19 protein-coding genes and 1 pseudogene are annotated in these 24,257 nt (G+C 73.7%); 7 read left to right on the top strand and 13 right to left on the bottom strand.

What is annotated here, in order from left to right; translation table 11 throughout:
• Positions 1-151: 151 nt before the first annotated feature.
• The gene (locus ABZ842_RS22100; protein WP_361539455.1) at positions 152-1,978 is read left to right on the top strand and encodes an NAD-binding protein; all 1,827 of its coding nucleotides are present in this window, start codon (positions 152-154) and stop codon (positions 1,976-1,978) included.
• Positions 1,979-2,002: 24 nt separating this feature from the next.
• Here the strand turns inward: ABZ842_RS22100 and ABZ842_RS22095 are convergent, their stop codons facing one another.
• Positions 2,003-2,602 (bottom strand): SUKH-4 family immunity protein, encoded by a 600-nt coding sequence (locus tag ABZ842_RS22095; protein ID WP_361539056.1) that lies wholly within the window; start codon positions 2,600-2,602, stop codon positions 2,003-2,005.
• Between the two features lie 37 nt (positions 2,603-2,639).
• Positions 2,640-4,196, bottom strand: a complete 1,557-nt coding sequence (locus ABZ842_RS22090) for a nucleic acid/nucleotide deaminase domain-containing protein (RefSeq protein ID WP_361539053.1) — start codon at positions 4,194-4,196, stop codon at positions 2,640-2,642.
• Between the two features lie 170 nt (positions 4,197-4,366).
• On the opposite strand from ABZ842_RS22090, the gene ABZ842_RS22085 reads away from it, so the two are divergent.
• From ABZ842_RS22085 to ABZ842_RS22075, 3 genes are all read left to right on the top strand, one after another.
• Entirely contained in the window at positions 4,367-6,550 is a 2,184-nt protein-coding gene (locus ABZ842_RS22085) for an MMPL family transporter (RefSeq protein WP_361539050.1), read from the top strand.
• Between the two features lie 119 nt (positions 6,551-6,669).
• On the top strand, positions 6,670-7,179 hold the full coding sequence (locus tag ABZ842_RS22080; protein ID WP_361539047.1) for an FxLYD domain-containing protein: 510 nt from the start codon (positions 6,670-6,672) through the stop codon (positions 7,177-7,179).
• Positions 7,180-7,275: 96 nt separating this feature from the next.
• On the top strand, positions 7,276-7,680 hold the full coding sequence (locus ABZ842_RS22075; RefSeq protein WP_361539044.1) for an SHOCT domain-containing protein: 405 nt from the start codon (positions 7,276-7,278) through the stop codon (positions 7,678-7,680).
• On the opposite strand, the gene cas6e is transcribed toward ABZ842_RS22075, so the two are convergent.
• From cas6e to cas3, 6 genes are all read right to left on the bottom strand, one after another.
• Positions 7,634-8,509: a type I-E CRISPR-associated protein Cas6/Cse3/CasE gene (cas6e, locus tag ABZ842_RS22070; RefSeq protein WP_361539452.1), complete on the bottom strand. Its 876-nt coding sequence runs from the start codon at positions 8,507-8,509 to the stop codon at positions 7,634-7,636. The two genes, ABZ842_RS22075 and cas6e, sit on opposite strands and share 47 nt — an antisense overlap.
• A gap of 5 nt (positions 8,510-8,514) precedes the next feature.
• Positions 8,515-9,432 (bottom strand): type I-E CRISPR-associated protein Cas5/CasD, encoded by a 918-nt coding sequence (gene cas5e / locus ABZ842_RS22065; RefSeq protein WP_361539041.1) that lies wholly within the window; start codon positions 9,430-9,432, stop codon positions 8,515-8,517.
• Positions 9,429-10,613 (bottom strand): type I-E CRISPR-associated protein Cas7/Cse4/CasC, encoded by a 1,185-nt coding sequence (cas7e, locus tag ABZ842_RS22060; RefSeq protein WP_361539449.1) that lies wholly within the window; start codon positions 10,611-10,613, stop codon positions 9,429-9,431. The genes cas5e and cas7e overlap by 4 nt, the downstream gene beginning before the upstream one ends.
• 115 nt (positions 10,614-10,728) lie before the next feature.
• Positions 10,729-11,361 carry a type I-E CRISPR-associated protein Cse2/CasB gene (gene casB / locus ABZ842_RS22055; RefSeq protein ID WP_361539038.1) on the bottom strand — a complete coding sequence of 211 codons (633 nt, stop codon included), beginning with the start codon at positions 11,359-11,361 and terminating at the stop codon, positions 10,729-10,731.
• Positions 11,358-13,166, bottom strand: a complete 1,809-nt coding sequence (gene casA / locus ABZ842_RS22050) for a type I-E CRISPR-associated protein Cse1/CasA (RefSeq protein ID WP_361539035.1) — start codon at positions 13,164-13,166, stop codon at positions 11,358-11,360. The genes casB and casA overlap by 4 nt, the downstream gene beginning before the upstream one ends.
• A 205-nt stretch (positions 13,167-13,371) precedes the next feature.
• Positions 13,372-16,341, bottom strand: coding sequence for a CRISPR-associated helicase Cas3' (gene cas3 / locus ABZ842_RS22045; protein ID WP_361539032.1), 2,970 nt, complete (start codon positions 16,339-16,341; stop codon positions 13,372-13,374).
• Between the two features lie 64 nt (positions 16,342-16,405).
• On the opposite strand from cas3, the gene ABZ842_RS22040 reads away from it, so the two are divergent.
• Both ABZ842_RS22040 and ABZ842_RS22035 read left to right on the top strand, forming a co-directional pair.
• Complete coding sequence (locus ABZ842_RS22040) at positions 16,406-17,641, top strand: hypothetical protein (protein ID WP_361539029.1); 1,236 nt, start codon at positions 16,406-16,408, stop codon at positions 17,639-17,641.
• A 483-nt stretch (positions 17,642-18,124) separates the two neighbouring features.
• The gene (locus ABZ842_RS22035; RefSeq protein WP_361539026.1) at positions 18,125-19,006 is read left to right on the top strand and encodes a hypothetical protein; all 882 of its coding nucleotides are present in this window, start codon (positions 18,125-18,127) and stop codon (positions 19,004-19,006) included.
• Between the two features lie 9 nt (positions 19,007-19,015).
• On the opposite strand, the gene ABZ842_RS22030 is transcribed toward ABZ842_RS22035, so the two are convergent.
• The 5 genes from ABZ842_RS22030 to ABZ842_RS22010 all read right to left on the bottom strand — a co-directional run bounded on the left by ABZ842_RS22030 (position 19,016) and on the right by ABZ842_RS22010 (position 24,008).
• Positions 19,016-20,392, bottom strand: coding sequence for a hypothetical protein (locus ABZ842_RS22030; protein ID WP_361539023.1), 1,377 nt, complete (start codon positions 20,390-20,392; stop codon positions 19,016-19,018).
• Positions 20,389-21,852, bottom strand: coding sequence for a hypothetical protein (locus ABZ842_RS22025; protein ID WP_361539020.1), 1,464 nt, complete (start codon positions 21,850-21,852; stop codon positions 20,389-20,391). The genes ABZ842_RS22030 and ABZ842_RS22025 overlap by 4 nt, the downstream gene beginning before the upstream one ends.
• Entirely contained in the window at positions 21,849-22,631 is a 783-nt protein-coding gene (locus ABZ842_RS22020; RefSeq protein WP_361539018.1) for a hypothetical protein, read from the bottom strand. Before ABZ842_RS22020 ends, ABZ842_RS22025 begins: the two co-directional genes overlap by 4 nt.
• 93 nt (positions 22,632-22,724) lie before the next feature.
• On the bottom strand, positions 22,725-23,126 hold the full coding sequence (locus ABZ842_RS22015; protein ID WP_361539015.1) for a zinc ribbon domain-containing protein: 402 nt from the start codon (positions 23,124-23,126) through the stop codon (positions 22,725-22,727).
• Between the two features lie 138 nt (positions 23,127-23,264).
• Positions 23,265-24,008, bottom strand: coding sequence for a TetR family transcriptional regulator (locus tag ABZ842_RS22010; RefSeq protein ID WP_361539446.1), 744 nt, complete (start codon positions 24,006-24,008; stop codon positions 23,265-23,267).
• 164 nt (positions 24,009-24,172) lie between these two features.
• Between ABZ842_RS22010 and ABZ842_RS22005 the strand changes: the two are divergent.
• Positions 24,173-24,257, top strand: a pseudogene (locus ABZ842_RS22005) (electron transfer flavoprotein subunit beta); the annotation flags it as partial.

The following is a 24,257-nucleotide window of genomic DNA, read 5'->3' as shown; positions in this document are numbered from 1 at the left end:
CTCCAAGGGTCGAACTCCCCTTTCCTCCCTTGCCGGTTGCATCATCGACGCGTACACCGCGACGTCACGAGGGTCTCCCGGGGGAAACATGGTCACGCTGCCGCACCAGCAGGACGCGGAGTCGGGCGACGGCAGGCACGACGGCGGGCACATGGTGGTCTGCGGGGACGACGCGCTCGCGCACCGGGTCGCCGTCGAGCTGCGGGACGTGTACCGGCAGCGGGTCGTGCTGCTCGTGCCCGAGGAGCCGGGCGGTCCCGGCAGCCCGGCCGTGCGCGTCGTCACCGCCGGGGCGCCCACGCAGGACGCGCTGCTGCGCGCGGAAGCCGCCCGGGCCACCGCGCTCGCGCTCGTGTACGAGGACGACGAGACCAATCTGCGCGCGGCGCTCGCCGCGCGGCGGCTCAGCCCGGGGCTGCGGCTCGTGGTGCGGATGTACAACCGCAAGCTGGGGCAGCACCTGGAAGAACTGCTCGACCAGGCCGCGCTGGTGGCCGTGCCCGGGATGGACCGGGCCGGGCTGGACGCGTCCACGACCGTGCTGTCCGACGCGGACACCGCCGCGCCCGCGCTCGTGGCCACCGCCGTCGCCGACACCAACAAGGTCGTCCAGGCCGACGGGCTGCTGCTGCGCGCCGCCGAACGACCCGTACCCCGTCGCGGCGAGGTCCCCGACGAGGGCCTGTGCACGCTCGCGCTGCTCTCCTCCACCGCCGCCGACCCCGCCGGCTCCGAGGGCTCGGACGGCAGCGGCGCGCAGGGGCCGCAACTGCTGCCCGACGACCGGACCGTACGCGAGGGCGCCGGGCGCGGCACCGTCGTGCTGGAGGCCGTACGGCACGAGGGCGCGGCGCTCGCCCCGCGGCGGCTCGCCCCTCGGCGGCTCGCCCGGCGCGGCGTGCCGCTCGGGCAGTTGCTCTCCTCCCAGCTGCGGTGGGCGCTGGCCGGCATCCTCGTCGCCGTCCTCGCGCTGACCGCGACCACCACCTGGCTCACCGACGCGGCCCCCGTCAGCGCCGCGTACCTCACCCTCCTCGACCTGTTCTCCATCAACGAACCCGCGCTCGACGAGCCGACCGCCCGGCAGGTGCTGCAACTCCTTTCCGGACTCGCCGGGCTGGCCCTGCTGCCGCTGCTGGTGGCGGGGGTGCTGGAGGCGCTGGGCACCTTCCGCACCGCGGGCGCACTGCGCCGCCCGCCGCGCGGGCTGTCCGACCACATCGTGCTGCTCGGCCTCGGCAAGGTCGGCGCCCGGGTGCTGTCCCGGCTGCGCGAGCTGGACATCCCCGTCGTCTGCGTCGAACAGGACGCCGACGCGCGGGGCATCGCGCTCGCCCGCGACCTGGGCGTGCCCGTGGTCCTCGGCGACGTCACCGAGGACGGCGTCCTGGAGTCCGCGAAGGCGCACCGGGCCGACGCCCTGCTCGCGCTCACCAGCTCCGACACCACCAACCTGGAGGCCGCCCTCGCCGCCCGGACCCTCGGGAACGACCTGCGGGTGGTGCTGCGGCTGGACGACGACGACTTCGCCACCGCCGTCTACCGGACCCTGCGCTCCGCCCACCCCACCGCCGTCACCCGCAGCCGCAGCGTCGCCCACCTGGCGGCGCCGGCCTTCGCCAGCGCGATGATGGGGCGCCAGATCCTGGGCGCGATATTCGTGGAGCGGCGGATCCTGGTCTTCGCCGTGGTGCCCGTCGCCGGCCATCCGCACTTCGAGGGCCGCACCGTCGCCGAAGCGTTCCGCCCCGGCGCGTGGCGGGTCATCGCCCTGGACACCGCCCGCCCCGACTCCCGCTCGCTCGACCTGGCCCACGCCGACCACGGCGACCGGGAGCCGTCCCTGCTGTGGGACCTCCACCCGGGCCACCTGCTCCACGCCGAGGACCGCGTGGTCGTCGCCACCACCCGCCAGGGCCTGGCGGACCTGCTGACCCCTGCGGCGGGGTCCGACGCGGGTGGACCTGTGGTGCCTTGACGGTCTGAAGGCAGGGGCGACGGCTCAGAAGATGCCGTCCTCGATCTCCTCCAGCATCCGCGTCCACTCGGTCTCCGCCGCGCCAAACGGCAGGTCGTCAAAGACGCCGATCCGACGGCGCAGCTCTTCCGGAGCGAGATCCTCGTCCTCCTCGCGCTGCTCGCAGAACTTCTGCAGCTCGATCAGGGATCGGGCCAGCGACTCCACGTCGCGGTGGATGGGCACCGGCGTGCCGTCACCGTCGAACCAGACCTCGTAGACGCGGTCGTCGGCCGGGTTCACCGCGGCGAACGCCGTGCGGAACTGCCCGAGGACCGGCCAGCTCCGGCACGCCTCGGGAAGGTCGAAGTCGAAGTCGTCGTCGGTCCACGGCCCGAGGTGCACCTTGTCCTCCCCCGGGTCGTCCCCGCTCGGCCCCTCCCCCGCACGGGCGATGAAGACGTAGTCGCTCGGCAGCCCGACGCCACTGAGGAAGGCCGAGGTGCGCTCCGAGAAGTCCGGCCGGCTCGCGGTGGTCTCCGCCGCCCTTCTGGGAATCCGCAGGACTCGGGGCAGGAAGACGACGCCGGCCAGGCCGAAGGCGCCGACGATGTCATCCGTGGTGACGGGAGGGAGGGGGCTCATCACTGCATCACTGGACCTTCCGGGCTCTTCCTCCACGCTACTTGACCCCGTGGTTCTTCTTCAGGGCTTCGATGTACTTCTCCATCCGCTTCTTGTTGCCGTCGGGGTCGCCGGAGACGTAGTCGGCGGCGTGCGTGACCCTCAGGTTAGAGTTCTTCTTGACAAAGTACTTCTCAAGCCATTTCTCACAGGTGGACGACCTCTGACAGGGAGCCCTTTCAGTGAAGACGGACTTGAGTCCGGCCTCTTTCCCCTTATTGATCAGCGGATATCCAATGGAACGTTCAGAGTGCAGACCCTGCTCGCTGTTCCCAACGAGGATCAGTGGCTTCTTCGTCTTCGGATCGACATAGAATCCGGAAGCATAATTCTTGTTCCACTTGTGGTCGCCCTTCGCCTTCCGAGCGAGCTGCGTCGCCTGCCCCAGCCGGTCTACGAACGGGTCGATCTTCGCGGAAACGACCTTGCCAGGGTACGTTTCCTTGATCTTCACCGACTTCCTTTCATTATCAGTCTTGGGCCGCCAAGCCTTCCCGTTGTTGAGCAGGGCGTGGATCCCTGAGTCGTCCCCCTTGTCCAAGGGCTTTATCGTGCCTTGGGGCGTCAACTCCTGCACCGTTCCGTCCTTCGACAGGAGGTACATCGGTATGTCGTCCTCGGGACTGAGATCGCGGTGGTCGACGTCCTCTATGTCGTCCTTGGTCTTCTTGTCGTCTCCCTTGTTCTGCTCCTTCGACTTCTCCAGCCCGTAGCCGTTCTTCTCCAGCTCCTTCGCCATCTTGCCGGCGACCTCGGCGACCTTCTCCTCCGCCTTCTCTATGGCCTGGCCGAACTTGGCGAACCGGTCGTCCTTCTTCGCCACCAGGCTGCGCTGCACCCGCTTGCCGGCGAAGCCGTCCTTCTGTTCCTGGAAGCGGCCGTACTCCTTGCGGAGTTCGACGATCGCGTCCTCGAACTCCGTGAAGTCGGTCAGCAGCACCTGGCCGGCCGCCTGTGAGCCCACCGGGAGGGCGTTGCCCTGGGCGTCCACGCCGCCGGAGGAGACCGCGTCGTCGAACAGGCCCGTGAGCGTCGTGATCAGTTGGCCCTCGATCTCCTGCAGCGCGAGATCGACGAGCTGTTGCACCAGGTAGTCCAGCGCCTCCTTCACCGCGACCCGCAGCAAGGCGACCGCCGCGGCGCTGAGGACCGTGCTCGCGCCGAAGGTGAAGAACGCGCCGACCACGCCCGCGGTGATGGTGACGGCCGACGCGGCGACGTCGCCGATGATCACGTACTTGCAGCCCTCGACGCAGAGCGCCCCGGCGTCCATCACGTTCGCCAGCACGTCCAGACCGGAGGCGAAGTTCTTCATGTCGTGCCCGGACACCTTGCCCCAGCGCTTCCTGAAGGCGTCCACCGCCTGGCCCTGGCTCTTGCCCTCGGTCACGGGCGACGCCGCCTTGCTCGACCGCTCGATCGTGGTCCGCACCTGGCCGGCGAACGCCCGGTACTCCGCTGCGGAGCCCCTGAGTTCGTCCTCGTTGATGTCCGGCCAGTCGTAGCCGATGTATTCGAGGAAGTCCCGTACGTCCTCCGGCAGTTGAACCGGCATGGCCACCCCCGTGGTCCCGTGGACCAGGCCAAGCTAGGCCGGCCGCGCCCGGGGCCACTACGGCGAGAAGCGACCGTTCGGGTGAGGTCTCCCGCAGACGGCGCCCGTCACCCGTCGCCCGTCACCCGTTCCCCGCACACCGCGTGCCCCCCGCGCCCCGCGCGCCTTGAATGCGAAGTGTGCTGCGAAGGATCGGAGAGTGGTGCGCGCGGCGGGCGGTGTTCGTCGTGGTGGCGTGGCTGGTGGTGCTGGCCGGGCTACAGGTGCTCCATCAGGCGTACGGAGGCCAGTACTCCGATGACTTCACGCTGCCCGGCACCCAGTCCCAGCAGGGCGTCGACGTGCTCAGGGAGCACGATCCGGCGGCCGGCGCGTACAGCAGTCAGGTGGTGCTGCACGACGACCGGCCGCTGACGCGGCTCAGCAGCCAGGTCGGCGAGGTCGTCGGCAACCTCAAGCGGCTGCCCGACGTCATCGCGGTGCAGGACCCGCTCGCCGTGCCGTCGTCGAACGTGGGGCCGTTGGCGCCGGACGGGAAGACCGCGTACGTCACCGTCCAGTTCGACGTCCAGCCGTACCAGCTCGGCGCGGACTACCTGCACGGCGTGGACGCGGCCGTCGAGCCGCTGCGGGCGGCCGGCGTGCAGGTGGAGTACGGCGGGTCCCTCGGGGAGCTGGCCAGGCCCGAGCCGAACGACCGGCTCAGCGAGGCTATCGGGTTCGCGGTCGCGGTGATCGTGCTGCTGATCGGCTTCGGCAGTGTGATCGCGGCCGTACTGCCCCTGGTCACCGCCCTGATCTGCGTGGTGTGCGGGATCGCGCTGCTGGGGCTGCTGGCCGCCGCCCTCACCTTCGCCACCGTGTCGCCGACGCTGGCGACCATGATCGGGCTCGGGGTCGGGATCGACTACGCGCTCTTCCTCGTCACCCGGCACCGGCAGAACCTGATGAACGGGAACCCGGCGGTCACCGCGGCCGGGAAGGCGACCGCGACCAGCGGGCACGCCGTGCTGCTGTCCGGCTGCACCGTCATCATCGCGCTGTGCGGGCTGTGGGTGTCCGGCATCGGCTTCATCGGCAAGCTGGGGCTCGCCGCGGCCGTCACCGTGATCACCGCGGTGCTGGGCGCGCTGACGCTCGTACCGGCGCTCCTCGGGCTGATCGGGCGGCGCATCGACGCACTGCGGGTGCGAAAGCCGATCGCCGAGGCGGACGTGCAGCCGGGCGGTGCGCCGACCGAGGAGGCGGCGCACGGCGGCTGGCACCGGTACGCGCGACGGGTGGAGCGGCGGCCCTGGTGGTACCTGACGGGCGGGGTCGTGGTGCTGCTCGTCCTCGCGTACCCGCTGTTCTTCATCCAGCTCGGGCACATCGGCGACGGCGCCGACCCCACGTCGTTCACGGACCGGCGCGCCTTCGACCTGATGTCGGCGGCCTTCGGGCCCGGGTCGAACGGCCCGCTGACGCTGGTCGTGGAGCAGGGCGCGGTGCCGCCGACCGAGCGGCCGGCGCTGGAGGCCGCGGTGCAGCGGGCGCTGTCGCACGTACCGGACCTGGCGGCGGTCAGCCCGTTCCAGCCGACGGCCGACGGGGACGTGCTCGTCGGCACCGCGTACTCCGTCGCGTCGCCGCAGGACGCGACGACGACGGCGCTGGTCAACCAGCTCTCCGACACGACCCTGCCGGACGCGGTCGCGGGCACCGGCGCGCACACCTACGTCACGGGGACGACCGCGGCCCAGGTCGACTTCCTCGACATCGTCGCCGAACGGCTGCCGTTCATCATCGCGGCCGTCGTCGGGCTCGCGTTCCTCGTCATCCTCGCCGTCTTCCGCGGGCTGCTGGTCGCGGTGAAGGCGGCGGTGCTGAACGTGCTGTCGATCGCCGCTTCGTACGGGGTGGTGGTCGCCGTCTTCCAGTGGGGGTGGGGCGGGCCGGCGCTCGGGGTGTCGGGGAAGGTGCCGGTGGAGAGCTACGTGCCGATGATGATGTTCGCGATCGTCTTCGGCCTCAGCATGGACTACGAGATCTTCCTGCTGTCCCGGATCCACGAGGCGTGGCTGCGGACGGGCGACGCGCACGGGAGCGTTGCGCACGCCCTGGAGATCACGGCCCGGGTCATCACCTGCGCGGCGCTGATCATGGTGAGCGTGTTCGCCGCGTTCGTCATCAGCGACCAGATCGTGGTGAAGATGCTGGGCATCGGGCTCGCGGTGAGCGTGCTGATCGACGCGACGGTGGTGCGGCTGCTGCTGGTGCCCGCGGTGATGACGCTGCTGGGCGCGCGGGCGTGGTGGACCCCGCGGTGGCTGGACCGGATCCTGCCCCGGCTGCACCCCGAGGGGCAGGAGTGAGCGCGGCACGGGTCGTCACCCGGATGGCAGACCTCCACGTGCGGCGGCCGGCGCGCCCTCCTTCACTGGGCCTGTGGACCGGCAGGTCCGCCCCGCCCCGGGGGAAGGAGGCGTAGGACATGACCACCCCCTGGAAGCGCCCCGCCGTCAGCGCGGCAATCGCCGCCCTCACGGCCACCGCCCTGGCCGCCGGCGCGGCGGCCTGTTCGAGCAGCCCGTCGGAGTCGGCCTCCAGCGCCGCGTCCAAGGCCATCTCCGCCGCGTCGTCCGCGGTGGCGTCCGTCGGCGCGCAGGCGACCGGCGCGATCGCGTCGGCCACGGCGTCCGCGCAGAAGAAGCTGGACGACATCAAGGGCGGCGTGAACGCGGCCGACGAGGTCTCCCTCACCGACCAGGCCACCAAGGACGGCTACGCCACGGTCAAGGTCACCGCGCGCAACACCGCGGACTCCACGAAGTCCTTCGCGGTCCAGGTCAACTACCGCGACGCGAGCGGCAACCTCCTCGACGCGGCCGTCGTGACCGTCTCCGACGTCTCCGCGGGCCAGTCGAAGGACGCCACCGCCCAGAGCAACCGCAAGCTCACCGGCGAGGTGAAGACGGAGGTGGGCACGGCCGTTCGGTACTGACCTCGCCCCTCCGTCGACCGCACGGCCCGCCGCGCCCCTTCGCCCCCTCCCGCCGCACGCGAACCACGTGAGGCACACGAAGAACGGAGCACCACCGTGGACGAGTACCCCCTCCTCAACCTGTTCTGGACCATGCTCTGGTTCTTCCTCTGGATCATGTGGCTGTTCCTGCTCTTCAAGGTCATCACGGACCTCTTCCGCGACCACGAGCTGAACGGCTGGGCCAAGGCCGGCTGGATGATCCTGGTGATCGTGCTGCCCTTCCTCGGCGTGCTGCTGTACGTGATCTTCCGGGGCCGCTCGATGGGCAAACGGGAGGTCGCCGCGGCGCAGGAGCGCGAGGCCGCGTTCAAGTCGTACATCCGCCAGACGGCGAGCGAGGGCGGCGGCGCCACGGGCGGCGCGGACGTGGACCAACTCGCCCGGCTGCACGACCTGAAGGAGAAGGGCGCGATCAGCGAGGAGGAGTACCAGCAGGCGAAGGCGAAGATCCTGGCGTGACGGGCGGGTCGGACGGGGCCGGGGCCGGGGCGGAACCGGGCGCCGGGAGGGGGGCCAGGGTCAACAGGCCGCAGCCGTACGCCTTCGACGGGCCGATCCCGCGCAACAGCCGGGTGGCGAACGCGGTCGGGTCGACGACCTTCAGCCGCCCCTCGAAGGTGGCGCTGTGGAAGACGACGTGCGGGCCCCGGCCGCCCTTGGCGAAGGAGTGCCGACTGCGGCCGGTGATCCGCACCTCCCGGGCCGGGTTCGGGTCCGGGCGACGGCCCTGGCCCTGGTTGACGGCGGCGTCGACGGCGACGCCGGGCGCCGCCGGCTCCGTGCGGGCGGCGGGCACCTCGAACCCCCACTTCCCTGTACGGGTCAAGAACCACTCCAACTGCGTGGCCGCGGTGCGGTGGGCGTGCCGGAAGCCGCGGATGCGCTCCCCGGGCGCCGCGGCCTCACGCCGACGCTTCTGCGCGGGCGAGGGGGCGAGCGGGGTACGGGTGGTCTGCACCGGGTTGGCCGTCAGCCGGAAGGCGAACTCCCGGCCGGCGCTGACCTGGGCGAGCAGCGGCGCGTAGTCCCGTACGAGCGCGTGGTCCCCGTCGGCGTCGGGCCAGCCGGCCCGTTCCACGACGTGGGTCCAGTCGGGCTTGCCGGGGGTGAGGACGTACACGTAGGGGCGGTGGGAGTCGTCGGCGTCCAGCCGCCACAGCACCCGGTCGCCGTCGACGACGTCGGGCACGCCGCCCATGACGGCGCCGTGCATGGCCCGGGGGTTGGTCAGCAGGCGCCGGCTCTCGGCGCGCAGGGGGTTGATGCGGATGCGGGAGAGGAAAGTCATGGCGATCACCTGAGCAGGGTGAAGGGGTCGTGTCCGGGCGGGGCGTCGGACGGGCCCCCGGGCGGGCTGTCGGGCGGGGCGTCGGGCGAGGTGTCGGGCGGGGCGTCGGGCCCGGTGTCGGACGGCGGGAAGCCGGTGGGAACGGCGTACCAGTCGCGGGTGATCCACCGCTCCGTGAAGGAGCGGGCGAGCGGGTCGAAGGAGACGGGGACGTCCTGGACGACGTCCGTGCCGTACGGGTCCTCGACGGTGACGGGGCGCGCGACGCGCGCCGGGCGGTACGGACCCGCCGCCCCCTGCTCCCGGCCCACCCGGTCGAGGTGGCGCTCCCGCGCCCGTGGGGACGCCTGCCAGGGGTGCTCCCGCAACGCGTCCTCCACGCTCCCCCCGTGCACCCCGAGGCTCACCGGCTGGGTGGGCGGGCAGGAGCGGCGGCCCAGCGCCAGCGGGTACGCCGGGGCCCGTACGGCGGCGTCCAGGCGTTCCAGCAGGGCGCGGGGGCCGGCGAGCGCCGCCACGAAGACGGCGTCCTGGAGGTAGTAGCGCGCGGTGACGTGGGTGTGCTTCGCCGGCGACGTGGGGCGCTGTACGCCCTTCGCCGACACGCCGGCCTGGGGCAGCGCCCGGCCCCGGTAGTCGCTGACGGTGTGGAAGTCGCGCATGAGGGTGCCGGACGCGTCGACGCGGACGCCCAGGCGCAGCGCCGTCAGCTCGTCGAGGGGGTCCGTGCGGGCGTGGCCGCAGGCGGCGGCGAGCAGCCCGACGATGCCGGACTTGGTGGGCTCGGCGCCGGTCTCGCGCTGGTTGACGGCCGAGCGGGAGCCCCAGGCTTGCAGCGGGCCCGCCAGCCGCAGCAGCAGTACGGCCTCCTCCTGCGTGGGCCGTACGGGCTCCGGCGGCTCCGTGGGCTCCGGGTGCGTCATCGTCCGGCCCCGACGGCTCCGTCCGCGGCCACGCGCCCCGTCAGGTGCTCGTGCAGCGCGGACAGCAGCCCGGGGAAGGACACGGGGGTGCCGAACGCGCCGGCCAGTTCCGCCCCGGCCTCGGACTCCGGGTCGAAGGAGTGGCACGCCCCGGCCCAGGACGGCACGTCGCCCCAGGTGTCCACGGAGGTGGTGTGCTCCCGGGCCAGCTGCTGCGCCGAGCGGGCCGCGATCCCGGACGACGCGGCGATCGGCTCCTCGAACGCCGAGACCAGGTTCACCGGTTGGTCCCCGCGGACGACGACGGCCACCAGGCTCGGCAGCGTGCGGTGCGCGAAGGAGTTCTTGTACCCGGAGGGCACGGAGCGGGCGAACGACGTCACGAACTCCGCCACGCCCCGGACCGCCGCCTCGTCGTGGTCGGCGCCGGTCTCGTCGTTGCGGAGGTTGTGCCGGAGCTGGTGCAGGCCGACGGTCGCGTACCGGTAGAGGGTGGCGGAGTTGAAGCCGATGGTGCCGATCATGCCGGCGCCGGTCTCCTTGTCCGACTCCACCCGGTCGTCGACGGCGGTGAAGTAGTCGAATTCCAGCTCCACGGCGTGCGTGGACAGGGCGTGGGCGACCTGGGTGGCGGCGTCCACCCGCAGCGCGGGGATGTCGGCCACCATCCGTCCGAACAGCGCGATGTCCAGCGGATGGCCGGAGCGGAAGTGCTTCTGCACGTCCAACTCCTCGACGCTCTTCCTCAGTTCCTTGTCCGAGAGCGCGACGAGCTCGACGGCGCGCTCCGCCACCAGCGCGGCGACGGCGTCGACCTGGCGGTGCCCGTAGAAGAAGAGGTACGCGGTGTCCCCCTGCTTCTTGCCCGGGGTGATCCCGAGCGCGGTGACGAGCGCGTCGGCCAGCCGGTTCGCGGACTCCTCGGGCAGGCCGGCGCGCTGGCGCAGCCGGTCCGCGAGGTCCCCGCTGAACCGGCGGGTCCGGGTCGCCAGGTCATCGGCGGCCATCCGCTCGGTGAAGTGCATCCGGGTGGCACGCTTCCACGCCTGCGACGAGACGCGGGAGCGGCGCACGCCGCCGAAGTACGCCTCCTTCGGATTCCCCTGGTCGTCGCGGTTGAGGTTGGCGGGCGGCACGGTCTGCAGGACGTGCACGTCCACGAAGAGGCGGGGGTTCGGCAGTTCCACAAAGGTCTCCAGATCACGAACGGCGCTGCACTCGGAACCGGGCTCACGAGGGTCGGAACCGGGCTTGCGAGGTCCGGGCTTGCGAGTTCCGGGCCTACGGCTTCCGGGCTTACGGGTTCCGGTCGGGGTCGGCGGGGGTCGCCGGTTCCCAGGGGTAGTAGCCGGCGCCCCAGGAGCGCCGGACCCGCGGGCGCCTCGCCGGCCGGGCCCAGTCCATGAGGTCGCCGCACAGCAGGTCGTAGTCGAAGGCGATGGCGCCGTCCCGCAGCAGCGGCACCAGGCCGCGCAGCCGGTACAGGAACGCGGGTACGGAGGTGGCGTTCACGGTCGCGGCGACCCGGCGGTCCATCGCGGCCCGGGTGGACTCGTCGGGCCCGCGCAGCTCCCGCAGGGCGCGGGCCACGCCGACGCCCCTGCGGTGCATGGGCGTGTTCTGGCCCTGCTGGTGCAGCCCGTACAGGGCCAGGGCGCCGTGTTCCGCCTCAAGTTCGGGCGTCACCTCGCCGTCGACCTTGCTGGTGTAGTGCTTCCAGAGGGCGGGGACGCTGCCCGCGGGGCGGCCGAGGCCGGCGCGCAGGTCCGCGAGGTCCTCACCGGGCGGGCCGGTGAGCGGGCCGTCGGGCCGCTGGGGGCGCCAGGTTCCGTCGGCGCGCACGTGCTTGTGCCAGAAGCGTTCGACGGGCGCGCCGCGCTTCGCGGCCGTCTTGGGCGTCGCTGGCGTTGTGGGTTGGGACGTCGTCACCGATCACCTTCCTTCGACGGGGCCGGCCCGGCCGTGGCTGCGGCGGCGGCCCGCTTCTCCTTGCGCAGGTCCGTGCGGCGCCACAGGGTCTCTTCGACCGCGTAGCGGAACGCGCTCTCCGCCTGGCTGAGCCGGTACCGCCGGCTCACCCCGCCCTGGGACACCCGCCGGCCGTGGAAGGCGCCCGGCCCGCAGTGGCCCAGCAACTGCTCGGCCACCCTCCAGGCGTCCGCACCCGCCCGCACCTCCCACTTCTCCAACAGCTCGTGGTACCGCGCCTCGTTGCTCCCCGCATCGCGCAGGTCCACCAGCAGCCGGCGCACCGAAGGGTCCAGGGCGTGCAGCAGGGCCTCGCCCGACTCCTGCCAGCTGCCGCGGGGCGGCGGAGCGGCTGCGCCCACCGAGCGCCGTAGGTCGGCCGCGAGCCGGTTGACGGCCTGCGCCAGCTTCTCGGCCTGCTCGACCGCGCCCAACAGGGCGCCGTGGGCCAGCCCGTGCGGATCGAGCGCGGCCACCGGCAGCGGCACCTCGTCGTGGCAGACGTCCTCGACGGTGCCGAGCTTCTGCCCGTACGCCAGGCCCGTCAGCTCCAGGCGGAGCCGGAAGCGGTCGCCCAACTCCTCGTGGGCGGCGCCGATGTTCCGCAGCAGCTCGCTGGTGGAGAAGCCGTCCGTGGCGTGGGTGAGGGGCGTCTCCTCGCCGGCGCGGCCGACGGCCAGCAGCGCGTGGAAGCCGCGCCAGGCCGCGCGGCCGGGGGTGTGCCTGACGGGCCGCTGGAGCGACGGCTCGGGTCGGGGTTCGGGTCGGGTGTCGGGTCGAAGGTCGGGCGGCGGTTCGGCGTCGCGCGCCTTGCGCTTGGTGCGGCGCTCGGGGCTCTCGATGCGCCACGCGGTGTGCGGCTCGTGCTCCGCGAGGAGGGTCAGCCGGTCGCCGGCCGCGACGACGACCCGGGCGACCCGCACCCCATCGTCGGTGCGCTCGGGCACCAGTCGGATGCGCCGGCTCTGCCACGTCCACGCGTCCAGCACTCCCCGCGCGGCCCGGTCCTCCCACTCGGGCGTGCCGCTGGGGTGCGCGTCCCGCGGTCCCCGACGCCGCCACTGCGGACAGTCGTCCCGCAGCCGGGTGCGGCCGTAGGGGACGTTCAGCATCAGGGTCTCGTACAGCGTCTCGCCCCGGGGCACCACGATCCCCAACTGGCTCAGGGAGCCGGCCGGGTTCCCCATGGTCTTGCCGTTCTTGGCCCGGGGGTCGCCCACCACACCCGTCTTGATGGCACCGGTGTCCCAGCAGTGCGCGTGCAGCAGCCAGCGGGCGGCCTCGGCCGGGGCCAGCTCCAGCCGATCGCCCTCGGTGCGGGCGGCGAAAATCGGGACATTGTTCCCGGATGCGGCGGTGGTGACGAGCAGGGCCGACGACTTGGTCTCGGCGCGTTCCGTACGCAACCCGGCGACCTGTGCGAAGGGGTCGACCGGGTGGAAGAGGTCGAAGAGGTGACGGTGGGCGTCGAGGTACTCGTTCAGCTTCCGGGCCCGCTCCTTGGAGAAGCCGTCGGCGCGGACGTGCTCGGTCCACTCGGCGGCGTCGGCGGGGAAGCCGAGGGCGTCCGCGATGACGGGCAGCACCACGTGCCGCAGGATCGCCGGCTTCTGGGTCGGCAGTTCCACCACGAGGTCACGCAACGCATGGGCTTCCAGGAGCAGTTGGCGCAGGCTGACCTCGGGGGTGGGGTCGAGCCCCGCGGTGGCTCCACCGGGTGGCCGCAGTCGGTGCACCCGCAGCCAGGGCTCGTCGATCAGATCCACAACTCGCGCCCCCTGCAAACTGTTTGCGTCTAGGCCGGCCGATCCCCAGCAGCCTGGCACAGGAGGTCCCGTCGTACGGGCGGAATGCAAGAATGCGCGGGCGCCCCCTCGTGGGGCACACCGTTGCCCCGGCGTGTCCCGGGGATGTTCCGTGTTTTCGTCTCCCCACGGAGTGGGCCCCGCCGCGCGGGGCGGTCCGGTCGGCTCAGGCCGCCGGACCCTCCTCCGCCGGACCTCTCTCCGCCGGGCTCCCCTCCGCGGCGTCCTGGTCGACCAACCCCAGCTCCTCGTCGTACCGCAGCAGCCGACCGCCGAGGCGCACGGTCCGCCCGGCCCGGTCCAGTACGAGCGCCCGGCCGGCGATCTGCTTGCGGTGTCTGCGGTCCGGGCGCCACTGCCAGCCCGGCAGCGGTGCGAGCGCGCCGCCAGCGGCGGCGCGGCAGCTCTCGGGCAGTTCGACGGTGTCCCCGTACAGCTCGTCGCGCAGGGCGTGCGTCGGGACCTCGCCGTCCTCGCCGAGGACGGTGCCACCGAGGGTGACGTACGCGTCGCCGTCGCGCAGCACCACGACCGCCTCCCGCAGCGTGCGGTCCGCCACGAGCGCGGCAGGGCCCTCTTCGAGCCGGTGGGCGGCGACGGCGGTGGCGTGCGCGCCGGCCAGCGTCGCGGTCTCGCCGCTGCCGCGCCGGGTCAGCAGGTACGGCACGGCTTCGTCGGCCAGCTGAGACCGGCGCTTGTGCCACTCCGCGGTGGCGGCTGCCGCGTCCGCCCGCCATCCTTCGGGCACTTCGTCGCGCTCGCCGTACGCGGTGGCCATCAGCCCGGGCACGTCGTCCGGGACGCACCAGCCCTCGCCCGAACCGGCCGCGGCGAAGACGAGGGCGGCCGTGCGGAGGAGCGGGGCGCGGCCGTGGACGCGCTCGACCGCGGCCGGGAAGCGCGGCGCGGCGCCGGCCGGCCCCGGTGCGTAACCGGTGACGACGACGCGCGGTGCGACCAGCGGCGCCGGGCGGGGAGCGGCGCCCGCGGCGCGGTGGAGGCGGCCGATGCGCTGCACCAGGAGGTCCACCGGGGCGAGGTCGGTGACCAGCAGGTCCACGTCGGCGTCGAAGGACTGCTCCGCGACCTGCGTGGCGACGACGACCAGCCGACCGGGCCCGGTGCCGGTGTCCGTGTCGGTTCCGGTGCCGGTGCGCGGGCGGTCGGGTGCGAGCCGGCGCAGGCACTCCGTCGTGCGTTCGGCCCTCGCCCGGGCCGTCAGTTGCTCGTGCAGCACGACGACCTCGTGCGCGGCGAACCGCGTGCGCAGCGCGCCGGCGAGCGCCTGGGCGCGGTCGACGGTGTTGCGGACGACCAGGGCGTGGCCTCCGTCGGCGAGTTCGCGCGCCAGCAGGTCCACGACGTCGGCGCAGTCCCCGAAGTGCTCGGGCTCGGGCTCGGGCAGCAGCTCGACGGCGATCCGTCGGCCCCGCTGCCACGACGGGCACGCCGTCGCCGTGGACCGCGGCCCGCTGCCGTCGGGCTCCTGCCACACGAGCGTGACCGACGGCCGACCGCTGATCGCCGCGAGCTCCGGGTACGCGCACTCCTCTCGGCCCGCCGCGCCCGCGAGGTAGGACTCGGCGAGCTGCTGCCGCTGCTCGGCCGTCAGGGTCGCCGACAGCAGCACGACCGGCACGCGGGCCTCGCCGAACCAGCGCAGCCCCTCGTGCAGGAAGGGTGCGCCCTGGACGTCGACGGCGTGCACCTCGTCCAGGAGGACGACCTTGCCCAGCAGTCCGGCGGCGCGCATCATCACGTGGCTGGTGCGGGTCATGGCGTACAGGAGCTGGTCGACGGGGGCGACGACGAAGGGGCAGAGCAGTCCGCGCTGGACGTCGAAGAACCACTCGGCGGGAATCCGGCGCCCGGGGCCCTCGCCGTCCTCCTCGGCGCAGTCACCCGCGGCGGCCAGCTGCTCCCCTCGCGGTGCCTTCACCAGGGCGCTCCACGCCTCGTTGAGGTGGCGCCGTGGGTCCAGCAGGGCCACCTGCGGGGCGAGTTCCGGGTCGATCGCGGCCACCCACCGTCTGACCTGCGCGAACATCGAGCTGTTGGTGGCCTTCGGCGGCATTCCGACGAAGATGCCGTCCGCGCCGTGCGCGGCGGCGAACTCCTCGGCGGCCATCAGCCCGGCCCACGTCTTGCCCTCGCACGTGGGCGCCTCCACGATCAGCAGCCCCGGAGCCGGGGAGTCACGGGCGACGCGCGCCGCCACCTCCTGTACGGGCCGCGGAGGATGGCCGAATCGGTCCGTAAAAGTCCCCTTGCCGAGCCGTGGGGACGCGTGCCAGCCGCCGCGCAGCCCGATCTTCTTCCACTGCTTCTCGGTGCGGTCGCGGGCGCCGGCGTAGCTGAGGTCGGCCAGCTTGTCGACGCCGTCGAGCTCCCGTGCGCTGGCGATCCAGTCCGCCATCACCACCAGTCCGCTGACGAGGAGTTGCAGCGCGCGGGACGGTACGCGCGCCGGTACGCGGGCGGCGAGGTCGGCGCCGGGTTCCAGCTCGTCGGTGAGCCGGCGCACCAGCTCGGCGCGCACCGCATCCCAGCGCGCGTCGCCCGCCGGCTGCCCGAGGCCCTGCGGCGGGGGTGGAACGGAGCTCTTGGGCACGAAGTGGCCGTGGTGCGCGGCGAGCTGCGGCCACACCCAGGCGATGTGCTCGGCGGGCCAGCCGGCCTTCTTCAGCAACGGCTGCAGCAGATGGGCGCCGGCCCGCTCGTGGCGCCACGGGTGCCGCTTGGCGAGGCCGTCGCGCCAGGTCAGCCCCGCGTCCTGGACCTCGCCCCGGTAGTCGTCCAGCCGCAGTTGGAAGGCGGGCGTCGCCTTCCCCAGGTCGTGCACGCCGCAGATCCACTTCAGCAGTTCGCGACCGCTGTCCGGGCCGCCGCCCGCGACGTCGTCGAGCTCCTTGCACAGGGACGGCGCGAGGTAGTGGTCCCAGATGAGTTCCCCGACGGCCGCGGTGTCCAGGAGGTGGGTCAGCAGCAGGCTCATGACCTTGTTGCCCGTCCGGTCCGGCGTCTTGCCCACCAGCGCGCCGAGCGCCCGTTCCATGTCCAGGCCGTGCCCCGTGCTGTCGTTCTCCGGGCCGTCGTTCCCCGGGCCGTCGTTCCCCGTGCTGTCGCCGTCGTCCACGCTCGCCGCCCTGCCGCTCGTAACGCGCCCGTACCCGTCCGCGGGCGGGTGTCATCATGCCGGGGTGACGCACGCGGACGCCCCGTCGAACGACGCGCTCCACGCGGCTTTCGGCCAGGACCTGGCGACGGACTGGGTACCGGACGCCGTCGGGGCGGTCGACGTGTGGCCGTCCCCGGTGGGCGGCGGGCCGGTCGCGCTCGACGTGTCCCGGCTGCGGGTCCCGCTCGGCGGTCGCACCGAAGACGTGCCCGTCGTCCCGGTCACCACCCGCGCCCACCTGCACCTGCTCACCGAGCGGGCCCTGTGCCGTCATCGGGTACGCCCCGAAGTCCTCGCGTACGACCGGGTCGACTGGGACTACCGCCGCGCCTTCCGCACCCGGCAGCGGCGTTTGCGGGAGCTGGCCGCCCGCGCCGACCTGCCGCTGGTCCTGGTGCTGGACGTGCACGGGCTCTCCCGCTCGCTGCCGCTGCGGACCCTGAGCGAGGCGCCCTGGGCGACCGCGGAACTGGCAGCGGCGCTCGCGGCGCTGGACCGCGCCGCCGGCCGCGTCCTGCTGCCCGGCCACCGCTGGGCCAACCGCCTCGCCGCCGCCGCGCTCGGCCCCGTCGACACCGTGGTCGCCCGGCTCGCGCCCGGCCGTTGGCTGCGCTGGGGCGACGACTGGCACGTCTTCGTCCGCACCCCGGCCGAGGCCGCGGAGGTGCGCGAGGCCGTGCGCGGCGCCCTCGCGCCGCTGGGCCTCGCCCCGTCCGTCCGCAAGACCCGCACGCTGCCCGTGTCCGCCCTGCTCGACGGGGCGGCCCGCGGCACCGCGGGCGACCCTGCCGACGCCTGGCGGCTCGGCCTGGAGCGGGGCGACGTCCGGGCGCTGCGGTACGCACTGCCGCGCGCCGCGCCCACCCCGGAGATCAGCCGGGGCGTGCCCTGCGCCGTACGGCAGTGGCCCGAACTGCTGCCGCGCGCCGTGGAGTACCTGGGCCGGGCCGTGGACGCGGCGCAGGGCCGGGCGGCCGTCCGGGTCCTGACGGCGGACGCGCACGCGGACCCGTTCGCCTGCGGCCGGCTGCTCGCGCTCGCGGCGGCCCGCCGGGAGGTGGCCGCGGACGTCCCGGACGCCGTGCTGACGCTCGCCTACGCCGACGAGTCCGTGGCGCTGCGGGCGCTGGCGGCGAGGGTCGCCGCGCTCACCGACCGGCTGCGACTGACGCCTGACCCGCCGCCGCGGCTCGGGCGCTGGCTCGCGCTGGGCGCGGAGCCAGCGTGCTGGCCACCGCGGCTGACCACGCTCCTGTGACGCCCGTGAAGACGTGGCTGTTCGGGGAGCCTCCCCCCTGCCTTTGCTCCAGCGGGCGCGGGAGCGCCATGGGTGGCTTGTCGCGCAGTTCCGCCCCCTAGGTCGTGTCTGCAAAGTTGTGCGCACGTTCCTGCGTCTTGACGTAGCCGCCGTTTCCCTGGGGGAGCGTTGGTCTCCACTGACCGGTGGGAGTTGTTCGCGCAGTTCCCCGCGCCCCTAAGTGCCCCCGCCTCAGCCCGCAGATAAGCGACGGGGGCAGCGAATCAGGGGCGCGGGGAACTGCGCGACAAGCCCGCCACCGGGCCGAGGTCGCCACGATCGCCAAGCCGCTCACGACGCTACCGCGCCCGCCAGGGCAACGGCACTGCCCCTGCTGGGGCGTAGGGGGAGGCCGCGCGAGCAGCCGCAGACGCAGACGGGGCGGGCCGGGCCCGGCTGCCGTCGCTGGCTACGCTCCTGGTGATCGTGGCGAGGGAGGACCCGGTGGCAGCGGTGGCAGAGGCTTGGCGCGCCGGCGAGTTGGCCGGGCTGCCGCTGCTGGACCGGCAACGGATCGACGCGGTCGCGGCCGTGCTGGCGGGCGTCGTCCGCGTCCTGCCGCCGCACGGCTGGCACCTGAAGGGTTCGGCGGCCCACCTGGGGTGGATCGGGCCGGCGGCCCGGCTGCCGAACGACGTCGACCTGTGCGTACCCAGCGGCGCGGCGCCCCCGCTGCTGTCACCGGTGACGCTCCCGCCCGGCCCCCACGGCACGTCCGTACGGCTGTTGCGCGCCGAGCCGATCGTCTTCAGCTCCCCCGACCGGGCCACCGCGCACCGGGTGCTGGCCGAGGTCGCGAACCGCCCGGGCGCCGCCGCCGTCGCCCGCGTGCTGCTGAACGTCCTGGTGGTGTCCGACGCCCGTGCCGCCGCGGACGCCAGGACCGCCCCGCTGCCCTTCCCGAGCACGGCCGGCCCCGTCGCGGTGCCCGCGGGCACCCTCAGCCGGCTCGTTGCGCAGAAGCTGCTGCGCTACACCCGGCAGCGCGACGGCAAGGTCAACACCCGCTGGGCCGACCTCATGGACGTCCTGCTGACGGCCGCGTCCCGACGCGCCCCCTCGTTGGACCTCGGGGAGCTGCGCCACGACATCGCAGTCGAGTTCGCCCAGATGCACCGCACCCGGCCGACCCACCTCCCCCCGCCGCCCTCGGAGTGGCTGGACTTCTGGGACAACGCGACCTTCCTCCACGCCCTCCCCTTCGGCCGACTCCCGGACGCCGTACGGCAGTTGGAGTCCTTCTGGCTGCCGGTGCTGGAGGGTCCGGGCCGGCCGGAGGCGGCGCGGGTGTGGTCGCCCGAGGCGTGGGAGTGGGTACGGGCGTGAGCCCGGCGCTCACGCCCCCGCCAGCTCCATCAGCCGGTCGAAGCCGGCCGCCGCGGTCGGCGGCAGGTGGCGGCGCCAGTGGTCTCGGTGGCGCACGGCGTGGGCGAGGTGGTGGCTGCCGCGGGCGGCGGCGCCCTGCTCGTACAGCTCCGTGAGGTACGCGACCGCCGCGTGCGCCGCGTCCGCGTCCAGCGGGCGGCCGAACTCCTGGTAGGCCCCGGCCTCGTGGGCGGTGGCCTTGAGGGTCTTGGTGACGTGCAGGGCGAAGTGGGCGCGGCGGGCCGCGGCGTGCAGGTCCGCGGGGGTGCGTACGCGGTCGACGCGGGCGAGGCCGGCGCCGCTGTGCAGCTGGCCCGCCGTGCGGGCGTTGGCCGCGTGCACCGTCGCCCGCAGCGCGTCGGGGTCCGCGACCAGCCCGCAGAGCCCGTCGCCGAGGGCCGCGAACAGCCGTCCGCCCGCGACGGCGGCGCCGTCGCCGAGCGCCCGCAGGTGGTCCACCAGCAGGCACTCGCGTCGAATGCGCAGCCCGTAGGCGCGGCGCAGGACGACGGACGTCGGAAGGGCGCCGGCACACCAGGCCGTGGCGAGCGGGAGCAGCAGGTGTGCGTTGCCGTCGGTGTGACGGCCGTCGGGGCGGTGGGTTCCCCATTCGATGTCGTGCACGTCGGTGACGACGTAGTGGACGGGACCCGGGCCGGCGCTGCGAGCGGCGAACTCCCCCACGTACGCGGGCCAGGCGTCGGCCGACGGCACGCCGGGCAGCCGCGGGTCCTCGCCGGGGCCGGCGCCCCGCAGCGCCCGCGATGCACCCAGCGGGCGGACCAGCACACCGGCCAAGAGGGCGGCGCAGCGCTCCGCGGAGAGCCGCTCGGGCACCGCGGCGAGGGCGTCGGCGGCCCGGCCGCGGCCCGTACGCCCCGGGCGGTCGCGCACGGCGCGGGCCGCCATCGACACGGCGTAACACGCCCGCAGCAGCGCGGCGATGCGCGCGTCCGGGCCGGCGGGAAGGCGGACGTGCTCCCAGGCGGAGCCGTGCCGCACGCCGGCGTCGGTCGCGTCGTGCCCGCCGGGACGTGCGTCGTACCCGCCAGGACGTGCGTCGTGCTCGCCGGGGCGGACGAGAACGAGGTCTTTGCCGTAGTACGAGGGGTGCCACTGCGGGCCGGCGGCCCGCCCCAGCGCGGCGAGGCTGCGCCGGACCCGTACGAGCCCCTGCTCGTGGTCGCCGCTCTGCTCCACGGTGGCGCGGAGCGCGCTGGTGACGACGACCAGGGTGACGGAGGCGTGCCGGGTGCGGGCGAGGTGCGCAAGCACGTCCCCGGTGTCGGCGCAGCCGGCGGGGAAGCCGGGGGCGTGCCGCGGGGGCCGGAGGAAGGCGCGGGTCACCGGTCACCGTTCGGGCGCCGGTCGTCCGGGCTTCCCCGCCGCCGGTCGTCCGGACTTCCCCGCCGCCGGTCGTCCGGGCTTCCCCGGCGCCGGTCGTCCGGGCTTCCCCGGCGCCGTCCGCGCCGACGCCCGCCGCGTCGGAACAGGTCCACGAACAGCCGTCGCAGCCCGGGGAAGAACGTCACCAGCACGGCCGTGGCCACCGCCGTGACGGCGAGCGCCCGCCCCAGCGACGCCGCGCCCGCTTCGGGCAGCCCCTGCCACACCGCCAGCCCGGCCGTGAGCGGCAGACCGACGGCGGCCAGCAGCCCGAGTATCGCGTTCGTCGTCTCCGTCTCCGCGGCCTGCACCTGGCGGGACAGCTCGGCGAGGTCGTCGACGAGCCCCTGCACGGCCTCGGGCAGCCCGGCGTGCTGCTGCCAGATCCGGGTGATCGCAGCGGCGGGACGCTGCCGGCCGAAGCCGGCGGACCAGTAGCTGCGTCGGAACAACAGAAGGTCCCGCTCCAGTTGCGCGACCTTGCGCTGGTGGGGCTCGTGGGCACCGATACGGGCGACCTCGTTCCCGAAGGCGTCCAGCAGCAGCTGCTGCAACCGGGCCAGGACCAGGGCGTCCGTGTGCAGCGTGGCGAGTTGGTAGCTGGTGCCGTCGTAGTAGTTGCCCGGCGCGCCCGGTCCCGGGTCCGGGTGCGTGGCGACGAGGCTGACCCCCCGCAGCCCGGCGACCCCACGGACCTTGCCGGACAGGGGCAGTCGTCGGCTCTGAATCCGTTCCAGGGCGTCGGGCAGCGGCACTTCGCCGCTGGCGTGCTGCAGGGCCCAGAGCCACTGGTCAGCCAGTTCCCAGCCGTCGAATCCAGGGCCTTCGAAACGGGGCGGCAGCCCGCTCGCGCCTGCCGTGATCAACGTGCCGTGGACCGCGTCCCGCTCCGTCCCGGCTATGCGGCAGCCGGGCGGTAACACCGCGGAGACCCAGGTCCGTTGGGCACCCTGCTCTTGGTGCGGGTCGATGTTGGCGCACCTGCGCAGCGCCTGCGGCAGCCGCGCGGGCGCATCCGGTGGGAGGCGACCGTGGAGGACCGCCACGCCGTCCGCGTCCGGTGGCTCCCCCATGTCCCACAGCGCGGCGCGGGCAGCTTCGTTGAGCCGTACCAACTCGATGGCGGACAGTTCGAAGCGGGCGGGGGACGGCGGGAGGGACACGGCCCCGTCCACCTCGCGGTGCCAGCGCACCTCCTCGTCCCACAGCAGCGGACGGAGCCGGGTGCTGGTGTACGCGGCGCGGCGGACCGCGCTGGACACCACCTCGTCGTCCCTGCCGACCCGCCAGCGGCGCTCCAACGGGCCCGGTCTGTATGGCTCGCCGGGCGGCGCGTCCATGCGTACGGCCACGATCAGCACGGCGTCCCGACGGACCAGGCTCCCGGCGTCGGGGCCCGCGGAGCTGGCAGTCGTGCTCACGGCGCCAGACCGCCCAGGGCCTCGTACGCCTCGCACAAGTGACGGCGGCGCTCGGCCGCGTCCACCTCGCGCCACGCCATCGGCCCGTCGGGCAGCGCGCCGCGGGTCAGGACCCGGGCGTGGTCGCGCAGCGGCGCGCCGCGGGCGATGAGGGTGACGGTGCCGGGCAGCGCGCGGGCGCGGTGCAGGGTGCGGGCGGTCATCCGGTAGCGGGTGCCGGCCGCGAGCGTTGCCGTACGGCGGGAGGTGACGACGACGTCGTGGTCTGCGCGCACCGGGGTGAAGCGGTAGCCGCCCGGGCGGGGCCGGTAGTGAACGACGCGGTAGCCGGCCGCGTCGTCGTGTTCGATCTGCGGCGCGACGTCGACGGTGGTGTTGACCAGCGCGCCGCGCAGCACGGTGGAGGCGAAGTCCCAGCGGTGGTCGTGGATCTCGGCGTCCTCCTCGCCCGCGACCCAGATGTGCAGGAACAGCCGTCGGCCGTCGCGGGCGACGCGGGCGAGCGGCAGCTTCACGAAGCCGTTCGGGTGCGCGACGGGCACGGCGGTGGCGGGCGGGAGGAGACAGTGGGCGCCGGCGCTGAGGTCGCCCGTGGTGTCACGTTCGCCGTCGTACGTGCAGGCGCCGCACGTGCAGGCGTCGTACGTGGAGTCGCCGCGCGTGGCGCCGCACGTGCAGGCGTCGTACGTGTCGTGGAGCGCGGCGGCGAGGGCGGCGCGGGCGAGCTCCGGGGTGACGTGGTCGACGGTCGCCGCGGCCCCCTGACTCACGTCGTCCACTGGCACCTGGCACCCCCTGAGCTCGACTGTCAGGAGCAGTCAACCAGCAGCCCGGGCGGCGACGGTAGTCATCGACCGGTACGCGGCGCCGCGCTACTTCCAGTCGTAACTGCGGACGGTGTCGCAGAGTTCGACGACGAGTTCGCCCGCATCCAGGCCGGATTCGGCGACGGGGCGGACGCGGGCACCGACCCAGACGAGGTGGGGGGCGGCGCCGACGACGCGGCAGCGGAACATGAAGCCCTCGGGGAAGCGGACGAGGGATTCGTTGCGGGCCACGCGGGTGTAGCGGTGGACCACGGAGGAGCGGATGACGACGCCCTCGCCCGTGCTGCGCCGCGGCTCCAGGTCACTGGAGGCGCAGACGGGGCAGAGCAGTTTGCGGAACGAAGCGGTGCCGCACCAGCGGCAGCTCTGGTAGGTGAGATAGGTCGAACCGGCGTCTTCCGCCTGCGCGCTGGGCGCGGCGAGGCTGTCGGTTCCGGGCTGGGACATGGCACGACCCCCTGCACTCGGCTCGGATGCGCCACCGCGCAGTGGGCGGCTCGCACTGGCGCCTCCGCACCATATGGCACTCAGTGCCTAGATGTATAGGTACTGGGTGCCAATTTTCTGGCCAGTGGGGAGTTCGGGTCAGGACTCGCCGAGGGCGGATTCGATGCCCTGGACGACCCGCCACACGGGCGTTCCCTTGCGCGCCACCATGATCACGACCTCGTCGCCCTCGCCGTCGACGCCGACGTGGGCGTGAGCGTGGGCGGCGACGGCGGGGGCGCGCCCCGAGGAGGCACCGCCCCACACGTCGCGGACGAGCCCGAGCGCGTGGTCCACCGCCGCCTCGGCGTCGCCCTCGCCGCCCGAACGCAGCCACGAGCGCAGGGCGTTGTTGTGCGCGGCGACGACGGCGGATGCGATCACTTCGGCCCGCAGGGCGCCGTCGCCGTTGCCGCCACCGTTGCCGACGCCCGCGCTGCCCGCATAGTGGGCGCGCAGGTGGTTGGCGAGGGTGCGTTCGTAGCGCCGCACGACGGAGAGTTCGTACGTCCGCAGCCCCGGCACCTCGCGGGTGAGCCGGTAGCGCTGCACGGAGAAGTCGGGCTTGGCGGCGTACATCCGCATCACGATCCGGGCGGCGTCGCACACCGTGTCGACCGGGTCTTCCGGGGCGCCGCCCGCCGCACTGGCTTCGAGGTAGCGGGTCATCTCGGCGAGGCAGCCCTCGTGGTCCGGGAAGACCACGTCCTCCTTCGAGGGGAAGTAGCGGAAGAACGAGCGCCGCCCGACGCCCGCGCGCGCGACGATGTCGTCCACCGTGGTGCGCTCGAACCCCCGCTCAAGGAACAACTCGAACGCGGCCTTGGCCAGCGCCTCCCGCATGGGCACTTCGGCATTGCGTCGCTTGCGCACCTCAGTCATGGCGGGAACGTAACACCGGAAGGGCCATTTTGGCACTGGGTACCTTTACAGAGGGTACTTGGTGCCATAGCCTCGACCGTAACTACATAGCCCTCCGTCCATCGGAACACTCGCTAGGAGTCGGCGTGAGCCTGAAGATCGTTGTCTGTGTGAAGTATGTGCCCGACGCGAGTGGTGACCGGGGTTTTGGTGGGGATTTGACGGTGGATC

This window comes from Streptomyces sp. NPDC047315 (genome assembly GCF_040643215.1).
GTDB lineage: Bacteria > Actinomycetota > Actinomycetes > Streptomycetales > Streptomycetaceae > Streptomyces.
The sequence above is the reverse complement of the archived record's forward strand: the minus strand, read 5'-3'. Positions and strand labels throughout refer to the sequence as shown.

Bases quoted from the DNA above. Each gene is read 5' to 3' on its own strand.
- ABZ842_RS22100 (WP_361539455.1), top strand. From the start codon at position 152: ATGGTGGTCTGCGGGGACGACGCGCTCGCGCACCGGGTCGCCGTCGAG.
- ABZ842_RS22095 (WP_361539056.1), bottom strand. From the start codon at position 2,602: ATGAGCCCCCTCCCTCCCGTCACCACGGATGACATCGTCGGCGCCTTC.
- ABZ842_RS22090 (WP_361539053.1), bottom strand. From the start codon at position 4,196: ATGCCGGTTCAACTGCCGGAGGACGTACGGGACTTCCTCGAATACATC.
- ABZ842_RS22085 (WP_361539050.1), top strand. From the start codon at position 4,367: ATGCGAAGTGTGCTGCGAAGGATCGGAGAGTGGTGCGCGCGGCGGGCG.
- ABZ842_RS22080 (WP_361539047.1), top strand. From the start codon at position 6,670: ATGACCACCCCCTGGAAGCGCCCCGCCGTCAGCGCGGCAATCGCCGCC.
- cas6e (WP_361539452.1), bottom strand. From the start codon at position 8,509: ATGACTTTCCTCTCCCGCATCCGCATCAACCCCCTGCGCGCCGAGAGC.
- cas5e (WP_361539041.1), bottom strand. From the start codon at position 9,432: ATGACGCACCCGGAGCCCACGGAGCCGCCGGAGCCCGTACGGCCCACG.
- ABZ842_RS22015 (WP_361539015.1), bottom strand. From the start codon at position 23,126: ATGTCCCAGCCCGGAACCGACAGCCTCGCCGCGCCCAGCGCGCAGGCG.
- ABZ842_RS22010 (WP_361539446.1), bottom strand. From the start codon at position 24,008: ATGCGGGAGGCGCTGGCCAAGGCCGCGTTCGAGTTGTTCCTTGAGCGG.